The organism is Microbacterium invictum, assembly GCF_034421375.1.
Taxonomy (GTDB): Bacteria; Actinomycetota; Actinomycetes; order Actinomycetales; family Microbacteriaceae; genus Microbacterium; species Microbacterium invictum_A.
The window spans coordinates 1,654,102-1,669,624 of sequence record NZ_CP139779.1 but is presented as its reverse complement, the minus strand read 5'-3'; the positions used below and the strand labels follow the sequence as shown (position 1 = coordinate 1,669,624).

Below are 15,523 nucleotides of genomic sequence, written 5' to 3'. Positions count from 1 at the left end.
CTCGCAGTCTATTCCCGTCCCGCGACCCGCCGTTCCGCGAGGCGTTGCAGCAATCGGGCGAGCGCGGCGATGTCGGGCACGGCGATCGTCGCGGCGGTCTCACCGGTTCCGACGTGGATGCCGAGGTCGTCGCCGTCGAGGCTGCGCAGCGCGTCCTCGTCGGTGACGTCGTCTCCGGCGAACAGCACCGCCGTCGCTCCGATCCGTTCGCGCAGCGTCGCGACGGCGGTGTCCTTCCCCTCGTGCCGGAAGGCGTACTCGACGATGTTGTGCCCGGTACGGCGACGCCAGTGCGGGGCGTCGCGGACGACGATGCTGTCGATGGCGTCGCGCGCGCGCGCGGCGTCATCCGGGGTCGCGAGCCTGGTGTGGACGCCGAAGCCGAAGGACTTGGGCTCGATCCACACGCCGTCCAGGTCTGCAGTGATCGCCTCCGCCCGGGCGCGCAGCCGATCGCGCAACTCCCCGTCGTCGGCGTCGTCGGGCGTGGATGCCGCGCCCGAGCCCGGGCTCCAGAATTCGGCACCGTGCGATCCCGCGAGCAGGATCGGCGAGTCGTCGTCGTGCTCGCCGATGACACGCAGGTCGTGGAGGCTCCGCCCCGACACGAAGGCGACGGTGGTGCCCGGCGCCCCCGTGAGCGCGAGCACGGCGGCGCGGGCGTCATCGGTCATCCGCGCGTCCATCGGCTCGTCCTGGAGAGGCGCCAGCGTCCCGTCGAAGTCGAGCGCGACGAGGAGGCGCGGGGTGGTCGCGAGGCGTTCGATCTCGTCGTCGATGCGGGAGGGATCGGTCCGCGCCGATGTCATGCTGACGTCCTTGCCCGCGAGACGTCCGCGAGGGTGTCGAGGAACTCGCGGGACCAGTCCTCGACATCGTGCTCCAGCACGCGCTTGCGCAGAGCCCGCATCCGCCGTCCCTGCTCCGCGCCGGGCATCTCGATCGCGCGGACGACGGCATCCTTCAGTCCGTCGATGTCGTGGGGGTTGATCCGGATCGCGCTGCCGAGTTCGTCGGCCGCTCCGGCGAACTCGCTGAGGACCAGCACGCCGCGGTTGTCGACGCGGCTCGCGACGTACTCCTTGGCCACGAGATTCATCCCGTCACGGAGGGCGGTGACGAGCATCACGTCGGATGCGAGGTACAGCGCGACCATCTCCTCGCGCGGGAAGGACTGATGCAGGTAACGGATCGCGGTGTGGTGCATGGTGTCGTGGTCGCCGTTGATGCGCCCCACCATCACCTCGATCTCGTCGCGCAGCTGCATGTACGCCTCCACCCTCTCTCGGCTGGGGCTGGCGACCTGGACGAGGGTGACGTCCTCGGTCTTGACCCGGCCGTCTTCGAGAAGCTCGCCGAAGGCCTTCAGCCGGTGGCGGATGCCCTTCGTGTAGTCCAGACGGTCGACCCCGAGGAGGATCTTCTTCGGGTTGCCCAGGCTCGCGCGGATCTCCGCCGCCCGGGCCTGGATCTCGGGCCGGCGGGCCATCTCGATGTACGAGTCGGCGTCGATCGATATCGGGAACGCCCGGGCGAGAGCGAGTCGCTCTCCCCCGTCGGGGAGCGGGACGGTGATCCCGCTGGCCTTCGTGTCAAGGCGCAGCTGCCGACGGACGGCGCGGGCGAAGTTGCCGGCGTCCTGCACCCGCTGGAAGCCGATGACATCCGCACCGAGAAGTCCCTCGAGCACCTGGCGACGCCACGGCAGCTGAGCGAACAGCCCGTATGCGGGGAAGGGTATGTGGTGGAAGTAGCCGATCGTGAGGTCGGGCCGCTTGTCGCGGAGCAGCTGCGGCACGAGCTGCAGCTGATAGTCCTGCACCCAGACCGTGGCGCCCTCCGCGGCCACGTCCGCGGCGGCTGCGGCGAAGCGCTCGTTGACGGCGACGTAGGCGTCCCACCACACGCGGCGATACCGCGGCGCGGAGATCACGTCGTGGTACAGCGGCCAGATGGTGTCGTTCGAGAAGCCCTCGTAGTAGTTCTCGACCTCGTCGGCGTCGAGCCGTACCGGGTGCAGGTGCGTGCCCTCGAAATCGAAGGGCTCGATGTCGAGGCCGGGCTTGCCCGCCCAGCCGACCCATGCGCCGCGGGTGCGACGCATCACCGGTTCGAGCGCGGTGACCAGGCCCCCCGGCGACTGGCGCCACCCGCCATCGGGGTCTCGATCCACCGGGAGTCTGTTCGCGACGACGACGAGCGGGGCTTCGGACACACGGACTCCTGACGAAGCGGACGGGCTTGTCCCCCAGGCTATCGGTCGGGTCCTGCGGACGCGGCGGGAGCCGGTCGGGGTTGTGTCAAGTGCCGGGTTGTGACACGCGGGCGCGGTAGCGTCAGGACATGCGCTCCTACCTGTTCGGTTCCGGCATCATCAGCGCGATCACCGGCGGCCTCGCGCTCCTGCGCGGGGTGCGCAACGGCGAGGCGTTCACCTGGCGGATGGCCCTGGCGTGGGTCAGCTGGGGGATCAGTCTCGCCCTCGCCGTCGGCACGATCGTCGACACCCGACGCGCCGCGCGGGGGAAGAACATCGATCTGGACTCCCCCGTGAGCGGGCGGGAGGACAAGCTCATGAAGAAGCGCGCGCGCCGCGGTCGCTGATCGACGACGGGTCTCCGCGCCGACGCATGATCAGCGCGTGAGGATCAGTGCGTCGCCCTGACCGCCGCCACCGCACAGTCCGACCGCCGCGGTGCCGCCGCCCCGGCGCACCAGCTCGTGCACGGCGTGCACGACCAGGCGATTGCCCGACGCCCCGATCGGGTGGCCGAGGGCGATGCCGCCGCCATGCGGATTGACCACGTCGTCATCCAGACCGAGCTCCTGCTGAGACCGCACGACGACCGCGCCGAAGGCCTCGTTGATCTCGACGAGGTCCAGGTCGGCGGGCGAGATCCCCTGGCGCCGACAGGCGGCGGCGATGGCGCGGGACGGCTGCGAGTGCAGCGAGTTGTCGGGCCCTGCCACCTGGCCGGCGGCGCCCACGACGGCCAGCACCGCCCATCCGTTCTCGTCGGCGTGGGATCGCGACGTGAGGACCACGGCGGAGGCGCCGTCGGAGATCTGCGACGAGTTGCCCGCGGTGATGGTGCCGTCCTTCGCGAACGCCGGTCGGAGGCCCGCGAGGGTCTCGACCGTCGTCTCGGGCCGAATCCCCTCGTCCGCCGTCACCACGATCGGGGCTCCTCGGCGCTGCGGTACCTCCACGGGCACGATCTCGGCGTCGAAGACGCCTGCGCGCTGCGCCGCCGCAGCCCGCTGATGGGATCGAGCCGCAACGGCGTCCTGCGCCTCGCGGGTGATCTCCAGAGTCCCGTTGTGGCGCTCTGTCGATGCGCCCATGCTCTCGGCGTCGTACGCATCGGTCAGCCCGTCGTAGGCCATGTGATCGAGCACCTCGATCGAGCCGTAGGCGTACCCGTCGCGCGAGTTCATCAGCAGATGAGGGGCCCGGGTCATCGACTCCATCCCCGCGGCGACGACCACCCGCGCGTCACCGAGCCGGATCATCCGAGCCGCGTCGATGACGGCCGTCAGCCCGGACAGGCACACCTTGTTGATGCTCCCCGCGTGCACCTGCCAGCCGATCCCGGCCCCCACGGCCGCCTGGCGTGCGGGGTTCTGACCCGACCCCGCCGGAAGCACCTGGCCGACGAGGACCGCGTCGACGGCATCGGCCGGGACACCTCCGCGCTCCAGGGCGCCGGCGATCGCGGCCCTCCCGAGCTGCACGGCCGTCAGCGGTGCGAACTGGCCCTTGAGTCTGCCCTGCGCGGTACGGGCGGCGGCGACGATGACGACGTCGTCGTGGTTCATCGGTTCTCCTTGAGATCTGTCGAGACGATGAGGGGCGGCTCGGTCTGGGACCGCACCTCCTCCATGCTCACACCCGGGGCGAGCTCGAGGAGGACGAGACCCTCGGGCGTGACGTCGATCACGGCGAGGTCGGTGATGATGCGATCCACCACTCTGCGACCGGTCAGCGGAAGCGTGCACTCGAGCACGATCTTGGGCGAGCCGTCCTTGGCGACGTGCTCCATGAGGACGATGACCTTCGCGGCACCGTGGACCAGGTCCATTGCGCCTCCCGGACCCTTGACCATCTTGCCGGGGATCATCCAGTTGGCGAGGTCGCCATGGCGCGACACCTGCATCGCGCCGAGGATCGCCGCGTCGATCTTGCCCCCGCGGATCATCCCGAAACTGGTCGCCGAGTCGAAGAACGCCGCTCCGGGAAGAACCGTGACCGTTTCCTTCCCCGCGTTGATGAGATCCGGATCGACATCCTCGTCGAACGGATAGGGCCCCACGCCCAGGATCCCGTTCTCGGACTGCAGAACGACCTTCACCCCGGCCGGAAGGTGGTTCGGCACGAGCGTGGGCAGCCCGATGCCGAGGTTCACGTACGCGCCATCGCGCAGCTCCTCGGCCGCGCGCGCCGCCATCTCGGCTCTCGTCCGCGCCATCTCAGCGCCCCCCGTTCCCGTCGGATGCCGCGACCGTGCGCTTCTCGATGCGCTTTTCGATCTCGGTGCCGACCTCGATGATGCGATGGACGAAGATGCCCGGGAGGTGGATGTGATCCGGGTCGAGTTCCCCCGGCTCGACGAGCTCCTCGACCTCGGCGATGCAGATCCTTCCCGCCATCGCCGCCAGCGGGTTGAAGTTCCGGGCCGCCTTGTTGAACACCAGGTTCCCCGCCGTGTCCCCGCGCCGCGCGTGAACGAGGGCGAAGTCGGTGACGATGGCCTCTTCCAGCACGAACTCGCGCGGAGAGCCGTGCACGTCGAACACCCGGACGTCCTTCGGCGGCGAGGCCACCGCCACGGACCCGTCCGGGGTGTACCGGCGCGGCAGGCCGCCGTCGGCGACCTGCGTCCCCACGCCGGTCTGAGTGAAGAAGGCGGCGATGCCCGAGCCCCCCGCCCGCAGCTTCTCGGCCAGGGTTCCCTGCGGGGTGAGCTCGAGCTCGAGCTCACCCGAGAGGAACTGGCGCTCGAACTCCTTGTTCTCCCCCACGTAGGACGAGGTCATCTTCCGGATGCGGCGGGCCTGGAGCAGGACACCGAGGCCCCAGTCGTCGACCCCGCAGTTGTTGCTGACCACGCTCAGATCGGTCGTCCCGCGGGCCAGGAGCGCCTCGATCAGGGCGATCGGGTTGCCCGAGAGGCCGAACCCGCCGACAGCGAGGCTCGCCCCGTCCGGGATGTCGGCGACGGCATCGGCCGCCGACGGGAAGGTCTTGTCGATCACGCGCACTCCTTCGTGTCCGGTGCCCCCTCATCCTCGCCGTGGCGGCCGCGCGACACCATTTCGTGCTTGCGATGTGGATGTCACGGCCCATAGTGTCCACATCATGGACAGCGTGTCTCAGCCGGGGGTGCCGGGAACCCAGGCCATCGGCCGGGCAGCCAGGCTGCTGCGCCTCGTCACCGCGGCGGGGGCCGACGGAGTGCCGATGAGGGACCTCGCCGCGCGGGCCGATCTCACCCGGCCGACCGCGCACCGGATCCTGCACGCCCTCCGGCAGGAGGGGCTGGTCGACTTCGACGACCGGCTCGGCCGATGGCTCCCCGGCCCCGAGCTCTACCTCATGGGCACGGTCGCCGCTGCACGCTTCGACATCACCGATCTTGCGCGGGACATCGTGCGGTCTCTCGCGGTGCGGACCGAGGAGAGTGCGTTCCTCTCCGTGCGACGCGGGGACGAGACGGTCTGCCTCCTGCGCGAGGAGGGGAGCTTCCCCATCCGGTCCTTCGTGCTCTCCGAGGGGGTGCGCTTCCCCCTGGGCGTGGCCTCGGCGGGCCTCGCCATCCTGTCCTTCCTCGCTCCCCACGATGTGGACGCGTACCTCGACCGGCATCCGGAGCTGGCCGACCGCTGGGGCGCCTCGCACGCACCCGGTCGACTGCGCTCGCGCATCAGCGAGACCCAGGAGCGCGGATACGCGGTCAATCCCGGGCTCATCGTCGAAGGGAGCTTGGGCGTCGGCGCGGCGGTGTTCGCACGAGACGGCCACCCCCAGTGGGCCTTGAGCCTCACGGGGGTGCAGTTCCGCTTCTCCGCGGACCGGCTTCCGGATCTGGGCAAGACCCTGCTCGCCCACGCCCACCAGCTCACCGCGCGCATCGCCGCCAGCGGGCGCTGACGGCTGGCCGTCGTCACCCGCCGCGACGGTCGAGCTGCGCGTCGATCTCCTCGGCCACGACGTCCGCACCCTCTGGAGTGAGGACGATCGTGTAGTGGTTGAAGCCGTCGACCCGGCGGTGCTCGATCACCGGGTGCTCCGAGAGCAGACGCCGGAGGTGCTCGGGCGGGTACAGCCCCGGCTCTTCGTCACGCAGTCCCCGCGGCACCGTCACCAGGCGTGTCGGGTGCGACAGCGCTGCGAGCGCAGCGGGGAGGGTCGTCCCGGTGGTCAGGTCCACCGTGTCGTCGATCGTGACGGCCTCGCTGGTCGCCGGGCGCATCCCGCCGCCGTCCGCGTCGACGAGGTCGTAGCGGAAGTAGTCGTCGAGCTCGGGTGTCCACGGCGGGGGGAAGGCCGGGTGATCGCGCCAGAACTCCAGGTAGGCGGTCTCGTCGGCGAACGTCATGCGCAGCCGTGCCGCGGTCGGTCCGAGAATGGCGCCGACGGTCTGCTCGGGCGAGAGCCCCTCCGGCGCTTGCAGGGGAAGCCCGCCGTCGATGAGCAGCACGCGATCCACGAGGTCCGGGTGGCGGTGGGCGAGCACGACCGAGACGAAGCCGCCCATCGAATGGCCGACGACCAGCGGTGCCCGTCCGATCGTCTCGGCGAGCACTGCGGCGAGATCGTCCGCGTGACGTGCCATCCCGGCGGGACCGCCCGCGCTGCTGCGGCCTCGCCCGCGCAGGTCGGGGGCGACCACGCGGACTCCCGGCAGCCGGGGAACGACGTGAGCCCAGACCCGGTGCGAGGAGGTCACGCCGTGGACGGCGAGGATCTCGCCCCGGACGGGATCGCTCGGCTCCCACACCCCGACGCGGAGTGCTCCCCCCGAGACCGGGACGTCGCGGGTGAGGTGGCGATGGGTTCCGGGTGCGGTCATCGGGCGGTCCAGCCGCCGTCCATGGTGTAGGACGCGCCCGTGACCATGCCGGCGGCCTCTCCGACGAGCCAGCCCACGAGCGAGGCGACCTCCTCGGGTTCGATGAGGCGCTTGACGGCGGTCTCGGTGAGCATGATCTTCTCGACGACCTCGTCTTCGCCGATGCCGTGCACGCGCGCCTGATCGACGATCTGACGCTCCACGAGCGGCGTGCGCACGTAGGCGGGGTTCACGCAGTTGCTCGTCACTCCGAACGGGGCGCCTTCGAGCGCGGTGACCTTCGACAGTCCCTCCAGTCCGTGCTTGGCGGTGACGTACGCGGACTTGAAGGGGCTGGCGCGGAGGCCGTGGACGCTGGAGATGTTGACGACGCGCCCCCATCCCCGTCGCGACATGCCCGGCAGCGCTGCGCGGATCAGCAGGAACGGGCTCTCGACCATCAGTCGTTGGATGTGACGGAAGTCGTCGGGCGAGAAGTCGGCGATCGGATTCACCCGCTGCATCCCGACGTTGTTGACGAGGATGTCGACGTCGAGGCGGACCTCCTCGAGCGACGCGGTATCGGCGAGGTCGACCACCCACGGCTCGGCGCCGAGCTCCTCGGCCACGGCCTCGGTCTGGTAGACGTGGTGGTCGGCCACGATGACGTGCGCGCCCCGGCGGCGGAACTCCTTCACGCACGCCAGCCCGATGCCGCTGGCACCGCCGGTGACGATCGCTCTCTTTCCGTGCAGGTCGCTGTCTGTCATGCCGGCTCCTTCGCTCACCGGTGCCGACGGGAGGGCACCCGCCCTCAGCGTAGGACGCCCGCACCTCGGTCCTCACCTCGAGCGGCGGAACGCAGAACGCCCCGGCGAACCGGGGCGCTCTGCGATGCGGTGCGCCCCCAGGGACTTGAACCCTGAACCCACTGATTAAGAGTCAGTTGCTCTGCCGATTGAGCTAGAGGCGCGGACCGGGACGCGTCGGAGAACAGCCCGCGAACCGAGGGTCAACATTACCATCCCGATGTCGCGGCGGTGAAATCGGGCCCGCCGTGCCGCCTATCCTTGACCGTGTGACCCTGCCGCCTGCGGATAGCGTTTTCGACACCCCTCACGACGGAGACCTCACCGAGGATCTCGCGCTCGCCGTGCGCCTGGCCGACGTCGCCGACGTCGTTTCGATGGCCCGCTTCGACGCCGCCGACCTCGACGTGCGCACCAAACCCGATTCCAGCCACGTGACCGAGGCCGATCTCGCCACCGAGCGGGCCATCCGCGAGGTCCTCGCGGCCGAGCGGCCGACGGACGACGTCTTCGGTGAGGAGTTCGGCTCCTCCGGCGGGGGCTCCCGGCGCTGGGTCATCGATCCGATCGACGGCACGGCGAACTACCTCCGGGGCATCCCGATGTGGGCGACGCTGATCGCACTGACGGTCGACGGCGTGCCACGCGTGGGTGTGGTCAGTCAGCCCGCGATCGGTCGACGGTGGTGGGCCGCGAGCGGTCACGGCGCCTGGACGAACACGCCCGAAGGCGGCGTGCGGCGCCTCGCCGTGTCATCCGTCGATGCGCTCGCCGACGCCAGCGTCAGCTTCCAGAGCATCGGCCAGTGGCGGGATGCCGGGGCGCTGGCGGCGCTGGAGAGGCTGACCGCCTCGGTGTGGCGCGACCGCGGCTACGGCGATGCGTGGCCGTACATGCTCCTGGCCGAGGGGCGGCTGGAGTTCGTCGCCGAGTTCGGCGTGAAGGAGTACGACATCGCCGCCCTCGTCCCCATCGTCCACGAGGCAGGCGGACGCTTCAGCGATGTCACCGGCGCGGACGCGCTGACCACGGGGTCGTCGCTCGCGACGAACCGCGTGCTCCACCAGACCTTCCTCGACCTGCTCCACTCCCCCACCCCGGAGACCGATCGATGACCTCCGCCCTTCGCCGCCTGCAGATCGGCGGCGCGCTCGCCGCCGCACTCCTCGTCCTCACCGCCTGCGCGGGGGGCACCCCCGAGGCCGAGCCGTCCCGCGCGCCCTCGCCGGTGGCGTCTTCGCCCACCGCCGAGCCCTCGGCAACCCCCACCGGAGAGACCGCGCCGACCGCCGATCCGACGTGCGAGTCGATCATCCCCGAGAGCACGGTGGCCGACTACGCCGGCGTCGGCTGGACCGCTCAGGCGTCGCCGTTCACCATCACCGGCGAAGAGGTCGCCGGCGGGATCGAATGCGTCTGGGCGAACTTCGACGGGCCGGCCAGCGACCAGCTGCACATCTACGGCTGGGCGCCGATCGACGACGCGACGGCCGACGAGGCTCGCGAACGTCTGCAGGCCGAGGGGTGGACGATCGAAGACACCCCGGAGGGCGTGTACGTCACCGAGCCGGCCGAAACGGCCGTGGCCACCGACGAGAACGGGTACGGCATCACCTACTTCTTCGAAGCGGGGACCGTGAAGATCGCCGACACCAAGCAGAGCATCCTCCTGATCGAATGGGGATGACCGCTCCCGCCCGCGTGTCCGCCGGCGCCGTGACCCAGTACGCGGTGCTCGACGCGCTCCTGGCCGGCGCCTACGCCTCCGGGATGCCGGTGGACGAAGCCCTTCGGCACGGAGACTTCGGAATCGGATGCTGCGATCGGCTGGGCAGTGAGGTCGTCATCCTCGAGGGTCGCGCCTTCGCATGCACGGTCGACGCGCCCCCGCACGAGATGACCGGCACCGACATCCTCCCCTTCGCCGACCTGTGCCTCGAGCCGCCCGTCCCGGCGGTGCCCACGGGGCCCGTGGACCTTCCGGGGCTGACCGCGCTGGTGGAGAACGCGACGGTCAGCCGGAACCTCTTCCACTCGGTCCGTGTGGACGGCTACTTCCGCGCCGTGCGCGTGCGGGCGACACGGCGGGAGCATTTCCCACTCCGCCCCCTCGCTGAGGTCGCGAGCGAGCAGGTCGAGAGCGTGCTCACCGACCTCGAGGGAACGCTCGTGGGCTTCTGGGCGCCGGCGATCTACCAGGGCATCGCCGTCGCGGGGCTGCACCTGCACTTCCTCGCCGCCGACCGGAGCGCGGGCGGCCACGTGCTCGATCTGACGGTGGATCGAGGCGCCCTGGCGGTCGGCGCCTTCGCGCGGTTCACGCTCGTTCTGCCCACCGATCCCGGCTTCCTCGCCTCCGAGCTCACCCACGACGACGACCATCGGATCGTCGCGGTCGAGGGCGGGGCCGCGCGGCCGCCCGACGATCAGCGATAGGGGTTCACGGGATCCGAAACGACCTCGGGGTCGCCTGCGGCAGCCCGACCCGCCGCGAAGCCCCGGTCCCACGCGTCGCCGCGCCCCTCGAGGTCGCGGGAGAGGGTGTCGAGGCGGATCACCCGTTGCGCGAAGCGCACCCACTCCCCCCACGTCGCCTCGCACGCAGCTCCCTCGGCGCCCGCCGTGGTCAGTCGCCAGCGCTCCGGCGCCTCCGACGGCGCGAACTGGAGGGCGCCGACGCGGGTCGGCTCTCGTCGGGGATCGGGCACGGCATCCTCCTGGGCTCGGAAACCCTTCGAGCATGCCGTATCGGCGGCCTCACCGACCGTGGGCGCGGGGCGGGTCGATCAGGTCGGTCAGGGGTGTCTCCGGGAGGGCGATCCATCCTTCGACACGGGCGACGTCCGCGAGGCCGGGCGGCACCGCGGTCGTCGCGCCGACCGCGTGCGCACGGGCGTTGAGCGCTGCGACGACGGCGTCGAACGCGTCGGCGGAGCGCATCATCACGCCTCGGATCGACGGTGAGAGTTCGAGCCACGGCGCCGCGGCGCCGAGCGCGGCCATCGCGACACCCCGGGCGCCGGCGTCGACCTTGTAGCCCGGGACGGCGATCTCCCACAGGCGCAGCGCGGCGGCCGGGTAGACCTCGACCAGCACCCCCGCGCCCGACCGGTCGATCGTCAGGCCGGCCTCGCCGAAGCGTGCGATCAGCGCGGCGCAGCGCATCGCGGTCAGCCCGAGTCGGTCTGTGGCGACGCTGAGCGGCCATCGACCGGTCCGCGCGCGCACCGCGCGGTCGGTGTGCCGATAGGCCAGGCGGCGGCGCCACTCGAGACCCGAGTCGGCGGCCGAGGGCGCCTGACCGCGCGCGTGGCGGGCGAGGAAGTCGACGAAGTCGACGGGCCAGCCCAGGGCGCAATCGATGCCCACCGACGCCGCGCCGCGCGCGCTGGCGACGATCTCGGGGTCGTCGATCCCGACCTCGAGGCCGGTGACTTCGGCGGCGTCGTCCCGCCAGTCGATCATGGCCATCGCGGTGCCGGCCGGCGAGGCCGCGAGGTCCACTCCGACGGTCTGCACAGCCACACGCTACCGTCGGAGTTCGCCGGCTTCGCGCCGTGGGGGTCCGAAGCCGCGCTACGGTTTCCTCAACGCCCGGCTCGGCGATTCGGGAGGCATGAGACGGATGGGCTTCGATCACGCAGTCGTCATCGGCGCAGGCATCGGCGGTCTTCTCTCCGCTGCGGCGCTGTCACGACGGTACGACCGTGTCACGGTGATCGAGCGCGACCGCCTTCCCGACATGCCGCTGCACCGCCGGGGGGTTCCGCAGGACGAGCAGATGCATGCGATCCTCGCGATCGGGCAGGAATCCTTCGAAGACCTCGTTCCCGGCGTGGCGGGCGAGTTCCTCCGCGCCGGCGCCGCGTGGTACGACTCCCCCCGCGGAATCGCCAGTCTGAGCTCCCAGGGCTGGGCTGCCCGCGGGCCCAGCGAAGCGTGGATCTACGGCATCCGTCGGGTCGTGCTGGAAGACGCCCTCCGCCGCAAGGTGCTCGAGATCCCGCGGGTGCGCATCGTCGAGGGCCAGGTCGTCGCACTGCACCCGGCGGCCCGCGGCGTCGGCGGCATCGTGCTGAAGGGCATCGGGCGGCCGCACCTCGACGCGGATCTCGTCGTGGACGCCTCGGGCCGGAACTCGCACGCCCCCGCGTGGCTCGACGAACTCGGGTTCCCCCCTCCGCCCGAGCAGGAGATCGTCAACCCGGTCGGCTACTCCACCGCGCTCGTCCGGCTTCCCCCGGGCGCGCTCCGCGACGACATCCAGGGCTATCTCATCCCCCCGCTCCCCGACAGCCCGACCGGTGCCGTCGTGCTGCCGTGCGACAACGGCCTGCACCAGATCGTCGCGCTGACCCAGTCCGACACCGCTCCTCCGGCGACACGCGAGGACCTCATCGCCCACCTCGAGGGGGTGCGCTCGCCGGTGGTCGCCGAGCTGGCACGCCGCGCGGACTTCCTGGGCGATCCCAAGCCGTTCCGCATCCGCGGATCGCGCCGGCGACGATTCGAGGACATGGCCCCGCACCCCGAGGGCTTCGTCGCCGTCGGGGATGCCGTCCTCGCCCTGAACCCCATCTACGGCCAGGGGATGTCGGTGGCCGCGGTCGAGGCGCGCGCCATGCGCGACATCCTCCTCGACGCCGCCGACTCGACCGGCCTCGCCGCCCGCATCCAGGAGGCCTTCCGCCCCACCCTCGACTTCGTCTTCGGCTCCGTGGTCCGCAGCGACGGCGCCTTCCCGGCCGCGATGCTGCACGGACTCGAACGTCCCGATCCTCCGAAATCGCACGTGCTGGGGGCCTTGGCCACCGAGGACTGGAAGACGGCGGTCGCTCTGCGATACGCGGGTCACTACTTCACGGCGGAGCCCGTGCAGGCACCCGAGATCCGCAGCCGCGCCCGTGCCTGGGCGTCGAGCGGTCGCACGCCCCGTCGGTCCGACCCCCGCGACATCCCGCGCGCGCATGACGGAGCCCCCCTCCCGCGATAGCGTCGGGAGCGCGTGGCGGGCACCGCGGACAGGAGGCGGCGATGGAGCGGATCGACACGATCGTGGTGGGTGCCGGGGTCGCCGGTCTCACGGCCGCCCGGCTGCTCCGGTCGGCGGGACAGCGGGTGGTCGTGCTCGAGGCCCGTGATCGCATCGGCGGCCGCGTGCACACCGCCCGCACGGACGGGCGGGTGACCGATCTCGGAGCGTCCTGGATCCACGGCATCGCCGACTCACCGGTCGCCGATGCCGCCGGGGCGTTCGGGATGCGCATGGTCGAGTTCACGGTCGGCAGCTTCCAGCCCGACGGGCGGCCGATCGCCATGTTCGGACCCGACGGGATGCCGCTCGCGGCCGACGCTGCTGCCGCGTTCGCCGCCGACGTGCACGCCGTGGACCGGACCTTGCTCGAGGTCATCGCCGCGTCCGACCCCGAGGAGTCGTACCGCGACGTCACCGAGCGCGCCCTCGCCGCCATGGGCTGGGACCCGGAACGCGCCCAGCGGGTGCGGGAGTTCCTGGAACATCGGACCGAGGAGCAGTACGGCGCCTGGATCGAGGACCTCGCCGCGCACGGCCTCGACGACGATCAGGTCGAGGGGGACGAGGTGGTCTTCCCCGACGGTTACGACCGCCTGCCCGCCCACCTCGCGGCGGGCCTCGACGTGCGGCTGCGCCACGCCGTCTCGCGAGTCGCGTGGAGCGCCTCAGGCGTGGAAGTGACGACCGATCGCGGCGTCTCGTCCGCCGCCGCCGCGGTGGTCACCGTGCCTGTCGGAGTGCTGCAGTCCTCGTCCTTCGTCATCGACCCGCCCCTCCCACCCGCCGTCGCCGAGCCCCTCGGACGACTGCGGATGAACGCGTTCGAAAAGGTGTTCCTCCGGTTCCCGGCTCGGTTCTGGGGCGACGGCGTGTACGCCCTGCGCCAGCAGGGACCCGGGGGCAGCCGATGGCACTCCTGGTACGACCTCACGCCCTTGCACGGCGAGCCGACCCTCCTCACCTTCGCGGCCGGCCCCGCCGCGCGGGAGATCCGTGCCTGGAGCGACGATCAGGTTGCCGCCTCGGTGATGGAGCAGCTCCGACGCCTGCATCCGGGCGCGCCCGACCCGGTCGACGTCGAGGTCACCGCGTGGCAAGCCGATCCCTTCAGCCACGGCTCGTACGCGTACATGACGGTCGGGTCGGCCACGAGCGACCACGACGACCTCGCCACCCCCGTGGGCGGCGTCCTCCACCTCGCCGGTGAGGCGACCTGGACGGATGATCCCGCCACCGTCACCGCGGCGATGTGCTCGGGCCACCGTGCGGCGGAGCGCGTGCTCGGCCGCCCCCTCCCGGTCGACCGCCTCTGGCAGGCGGAACTCTGACCGGGCCGAGCCCTCAAGCCGGCTGAGCGAACTGTGGGAGATCCAGGATGCCGCGTCGCGCCTCCTGCACGGCGGCGCAGACCGCTCCGAGGGAGACGATATCGGCGCCGAGGGCGGACGCGACGATCTCGGGGGCGGGAAGGTGGAGCGTCGCGGCCACCGCGCCTCGAGCCGCCTCGATCAGCGGCGCCGCCCCGTCGGCGACGGCACCGGAGACGATCAGCAGGCGGGTGTCGAAAAGACTCCCGAAGACACCCGCGATGATGGCCAGCGATCCGCCGATCTCGTCGGTGATCCGCCGCGCGCCGGGGTCGCCCTCGGCCGCTGCGGCGAAGACATCCCGCCCCTCGAGCTCGCCCGGCGCCGACCGGTGCAGCACGCTCGAGGGCGGGAGGGTGCCGCGGGCGATCGCCTCGCGCGCGAGCTCGACCGCGCGGTGCCCGAACCCCCACGCGCTGTCGACGCCCCGGACGTGATCGAAGGCCACCATCTCGCCGGCGCCGCCGTGCGCTCCGGTGAGCAGGTGACCGTCGACCCAGACACCGGCGCCCAGACGCTCTCCGGCGAGGAGGACCACGACGTCGTCGCAGCCGCGCGCGGCGCCGAGCGTGCGCTCGGCGACCGAGGCGAGCGACGCGTCGTTTGCGACCTTCACCATCGGCACCCACTGCCGGAACTGCGGGGCGAACCCGGGATTCATCCGGGTCCAGAACCCTGCGTCGTCCGCCGGCGACTCCCCCCGCGCATCGACCGGGGCCGGAACGCCGACGCCCATCGCCGCGACATCCCCGCGGGTGACGCCCGCGATCCGAAGTGCGCGATCCACGGCGCGCTCCGCCTCGCGACGCCGGACATCCGGGGCGTCGTCATCGGCGTCGACGACGACGCGCTCGACCGCGCGGGTCGTCCCTCGCAGATCGGCCACCGTGGCGGTCAGATGCCCCCGGCCGGCGTCCAGTCCCACGACGAAGGCGGCATCCTGGCGGAGCGCGAATCGACGCGCAGGGCGTCCCTTGCGGTAATCCCCGACGGCGCGGGCGTTGGGCAGCTCGACGACGAGCCCACGGGCCACCAGCTCGTCGATGACGTCGATCGCCGTGGACCGCGTCACCGCGACGGTCTCGATGACGTCCGTGGCAGTGAACACCTCGGCATCCCAGGCGTAGCCGATGACGGCGAGAAGACTCGCGCGCCGCGGCGGGAGAGGCATCATCGCGGGGCTCGACAAGAGGGTTGACCTTTCTCGGGTTCCTTTGCATTATGGATGCCAGGAACTTGATTTGCGGCATAAATTTAATG

17 protein-coding genes and 1 tRNA gene are annotated in these 15,523 nt (G+C 71.5%); 7 read left to right on the top strand and 11 right to left on the bottom strand.

Features of this window, described 5'->3' with window-relative positions:
• Window positions 1–8: 8 nt before the first annotated feature.
• Together otsB and T9R20_RS08065 are read right to left on the bottom strand one after the other, a co-directional pair.
• On the bottom strand, window positions 9–809 hold the full coding sequence (gene otsB / locus T9R20_RS08070) for a trehalose-phosphatase (protein WP_322412002.1): 801 nt from the start codon (window positions 807–809) through the stop codon (window positions 9–11).
• A complete protein-coding gene (locus tag T9R20_RS08065) occupies window positions 806–2,215 on the bottom strand; it encodes a trehalose-6-phosphate synthase (protein WP_322412001.1) in 1,410 nt (469 codons plus the stop codon). The genes otsB and T9R20_RS08065 overlap by 4 nt, the downstream gene beginning before the upstream one ends.
• 128 nt (window positions 2,216–2,343) lie before the next feature.
• On the opposite strand from T9R20_RS08065, the gene T9R20_RS08060 reads away from it, so the two are divergent.
• Window positions 2,344–2,604, top strand: a complete 261-nt coding sequence (locus tag T9R20_RS08060; protein ID WP_322412000.1) for a hypothetical protein — start codon at window positions 2,344–2,346, stop codon at window positions 2,602–2,604.
• Window positions 2,605–2,634: 30 nt separating this feature from the next.
• On the opposite strand, the gene T9R20_RS08055 is transcribed toward T9R20_RS08060, so the two are convergent.
• The 3 genes from T9R20_RS08055 to T9R20_RS08045 are packed head-to-tail and all read right to left on the bottom strand — an operon-like array spanning window position 2,635 to window position 5,256.
• Window positions 2,635–3,819: an acetyl-CoA C-acetyltransferase gene (locus tag T9R20_RS08055; RefSeq protein ID WP_322411999.1), complete on the bottom strand. Its 1,185-nt coding sequence runs from the start codon at window positions 3,817–3,819 to the stop codon at window positions 2,635–2,637.
• Window positions 3,816–4,469 carry a 3-oxoacid CoA-transferase subunit B gene (locus T9R20_RS08050; RefSeq protein ID WP_322411998.1) on the bottom strand — a complete coding sequence of 218 codons (654 nt, stop codon included), beginning with the start codon at window positions 4,467–4,469 and terminating at the stop codon, window positions 3,816–3,818. Before T9R20_RS08050 ends, T9R20_RS08055 begins: the two co-directional genes overlap by 4 nt.
• 1 nt (window position 4,470) lies before the next feature.
• The gene (locus T9R20_RS08045) at window positions 4,471–5,256 is read right to left on the bottom strand and encodes a CoA transferase subunit A (RefSeq protein ID WP_322411997.1); all 786 of its coding nucleotides are present in this window, start codon (window positions 5,254–5,256) and stop codon (window positions 4,471–4,473) included.
• Window positions 5,257–5,359: 103 nt separating this feature from the next.
• On the opposite strand from T9R20_RS08045, the gene T9R20_RS08040 reads away from it, so the two are divergent.
• Window positions 5,360–6,151, top strand: a complete 792-nt coding sequence (locus T9R20_RS08040) for an IclR family transcriptional regulator (RefSeq protein ID WP_322411996.1) — start codon at window positions 5,360–5,362, stop codon at window positions 6,149–6,151.
• A gap of 13 nt (window positions 6,152–6,164) precedes the next feature.
• On the opposite strand, the gene T9R20_RS08035 is transcribed toward T9R20_RS08040, so the two are convergent.
• The 3 genes from T9R20_RS08035 to T9R20_RS08025 all read right to left on the bottom strand — a co-directional run bounded on the left by T9R20_RS08035 (window position 6,165) and on the right by T9R20_RS08025 (window position 8,025).
• On the bottom strand, window positions 6,165–7,073 hold the full coding sequence (locus T9R20_RS08035) for an alpha/beta hydrolase (RefSeq protein WP_322411995.1): 909 nt from the start codon (window positions 7,071–7,073) through the stop codon (window positions 6,165–6,167).
• Complete coding sequence (locus T9R20_RS08030; RefSeq protein ID WP_322411994.1) at window positions 7,070–7,822, bottom strand: SDR family oxidoreductase; 753 nt, start codon at window positions 7,820–7,822, stop codon at window positions 7,070–7,072. Before T9R20_RS08030 ends, T9R20_RS08035 begins: the two co-directional genes overlap by 4 nt.
• A 130-nt stretch (window positions 7,823–7,952) precedes the next feature.
• Window positions 7,953–8,025 (bottom strand) — tRNA-Lys (locus T9R20_RS08025).
• A gap of 105 nt (window positions 8,026–8,130) precedes the next feature.
• On the opposite strand from T9R20_RS08025, the gene T9R20_RS08020 reads away from it, so the two are divergent.
• The 3 genes from T9R20_RS08020 to T9R20_RS08010 are packed head-to-tail and all read left to right on the top strand — an operon-like array spanning window position 8,131 to window position 10,297.
• A complete protein-coding gene (locus T9R20_RS08020) occupies window positions 8,131–8,976 on the top strand; it encodes an inositol monophosphatase family protein (protein ID WP_322411993.1) in 846 nt (281 codons plus the stop codon).
• On the top strand, window positions 8,973–9,548 hold the full coding sequence (locus tag T9R20_RS08015; RefSeq protein ID WP_322411992.1) for a hypothetical protein: 576 nt from the start codon (window positions 8,973–8,975) through the stop codon (window positions 9,546–9,548). Before T9R20_RS08020 ends, T9R20_RS08015 begins: the two co-directional genes overlap by 4 nt.
• Entirely contained in the window at window positions 9,545–10,297 is a 753-nt protein-coding gene (locus T9R20_RS08010) for an acetolactate decarboxylase (protein WP_322411991.1), read from the top strand. Before T9R20_RS08015 ends, T9R20_RS08010 begins: the two co-directional genes overlap by 4 nt.
• Here the strand turns inward: T9R20_RS08010 and T9R20_RS08005 are convergent.
• Together T9R20_RS08005 and T9R20_RS08000 are read right to left on the bottom strand one after the other, a co-directional pair.
• A complete protein-coding gene (locus T9R20_RS08005) occupies window positions 10,288–10,569 on the bottom strand; it encodes a hypothetical protein (RefSeq protein WP_322411990.1) in 282 nt (93 codons plus the stop codon). The two genes, T9R20_RS08010 and T9R20_RS08005, sit on opposite strands and share 10 nt — an antisense overlap.
• Window positions 10,570–10,618: 49 nt before the next feature.
• A complete protein-coding gene (locus tag T9R20_RS08000) occupies window positions 10,619–11,380 on the bottom strand; it encodes a DUF429 domain-containing protein (protein WP_322411989.1) in 762 nt (253 codons plus the stop codon).
• Window positions 11,381–11,486: 106 nt separating this feature from the next.
• Between T9R20_RS08000 and T9R20_RS07995 the strand changes: the two genes are divergently transcribed.
• Together T9R20_RS07995 and T9R20_RS07990 are read left to right on the top strand one after the other, a co-directional pair.
• Complete coding sequence (locus T9R20_RS07995; RefSeq protein WP_322411988.1) at window positions 11,487–12,854, top strand: FAD-dependent oxidoreductase; 1,368 nt, start codon at window positions 11,487–11,489, stop codon at window positions 12,852–12,854.
• 41 nt (window positions 12,855–12,895) lie between these two features.
• On the top strand, window positions 12,896–14,224 hold the full coding sequence (locus T9R20_RS07990; protein ID WP_322411987.1) for an NAD(P)/FAD-dependent oxidoreductase: 1,329 nt from the start codon (window positions 12,896–12,898) through the stop codon (window positions 14,222–14,224).
• 13 nt (window positions 14,225–14,237) lie between these two features.
• On the opposite strand, the gene T9R20_RS07985 is transcribed toward T9R20_RS07990, so the two are convergent.
• Complete coding sequence (locus tag T9R20_RS07985; protein ID WP_322411986.1) at window positions 14,238–15,434, bottom strand: ROK family protein; 1,197 nt, start codon at window positions 15,432–15,434, stop codon at window positions 14,238–14,240.
• Window positions 15,435–15,523: the final 89 nt, after the last annotated feature.

Coding starts and splice junctions, on each gene's coding strand:
- T9R20_RS08010 (WP_322411991.1), top strand. CDS start 9,545: ATGACCGCTCCCGCCCGCGTGTCCGCCGGCGCCGTGACCCAGTACGCG.
- T9R20_RS08060 (WP_322412000.1), top strand. CDS start 2,344: ATGCGCTCCTACCTGTTCGGTTCCGGCATCATCAGCGCGATCACCGGC.
- T9R20_RS08035 (WP_322411995.1), bottom strand. CDS start 7,073: ATGACCGCACCCGGAACCCATCGCCACCTCACCCGCGACGTCCCGGTC.
- T9R20_RS08030 (WP_322411994.1), bottom strand. CDS start 7,822: ATGACAGACAGCGACCTGCACGGAAAGAGAGCGATCGTCACCGGCGGT.
- T9R20_RS08050 (WP_322411998.1), bottom strand. CDS start 4,469: ATGGCGCGGACGAGAGCCGAGATGGCGGCGCGCGCGGCCGAGGAGCTG.
- T9R20_RS07995 (WP_322411988.1), top strand. CDS start 11,487: ATGGGCTTCGATCACGCAGTCGTCATCGGCGCAGGCATCGGCGGTCTT.
- T9R20_RS07990 (WP_322411987.1), top strand. CDS start 12,896: ATGGAGCGGATCGACACGATCGTGGTGGGTGCCGGGGTCGCCGGTCTC.
- T9R20_RS08015 (WP_322411992.1), top strand. CDS start 8,973: ATGACCTCCGCCCTTCGCCGCCTGCAGATCGGCGGCGCGCTCGCCGCC.
- T9R20_RS07985 (WP_322411986.1), bottom strand. CDS start 15,434: ATGCCTCTCCCGCCGCGGCGCGCGAGTCTTCTCGCCGTCATCGGCTAC.
- otsB (WP_322412002.1), bottom strand. CDS start 809: ATGACATCGGCGCGGACCGATCCCTCCCGCATCGACGACGAGATCGAA.
- T9R20_RS08055 (WP_322411999.1), bottom strand. CDS start 3,819: ATGAACCACGACGACGTCGTCATCGTCGCCGCCGCCCGTACCGCGCAG.
- T9R20_RS08040 (WP_322411996.1), top strand. CDS start 5,360: ATGGACAGCGTGTCTCAGCCGGGGGTGCCGGGAACCCAGGCCATCGGC.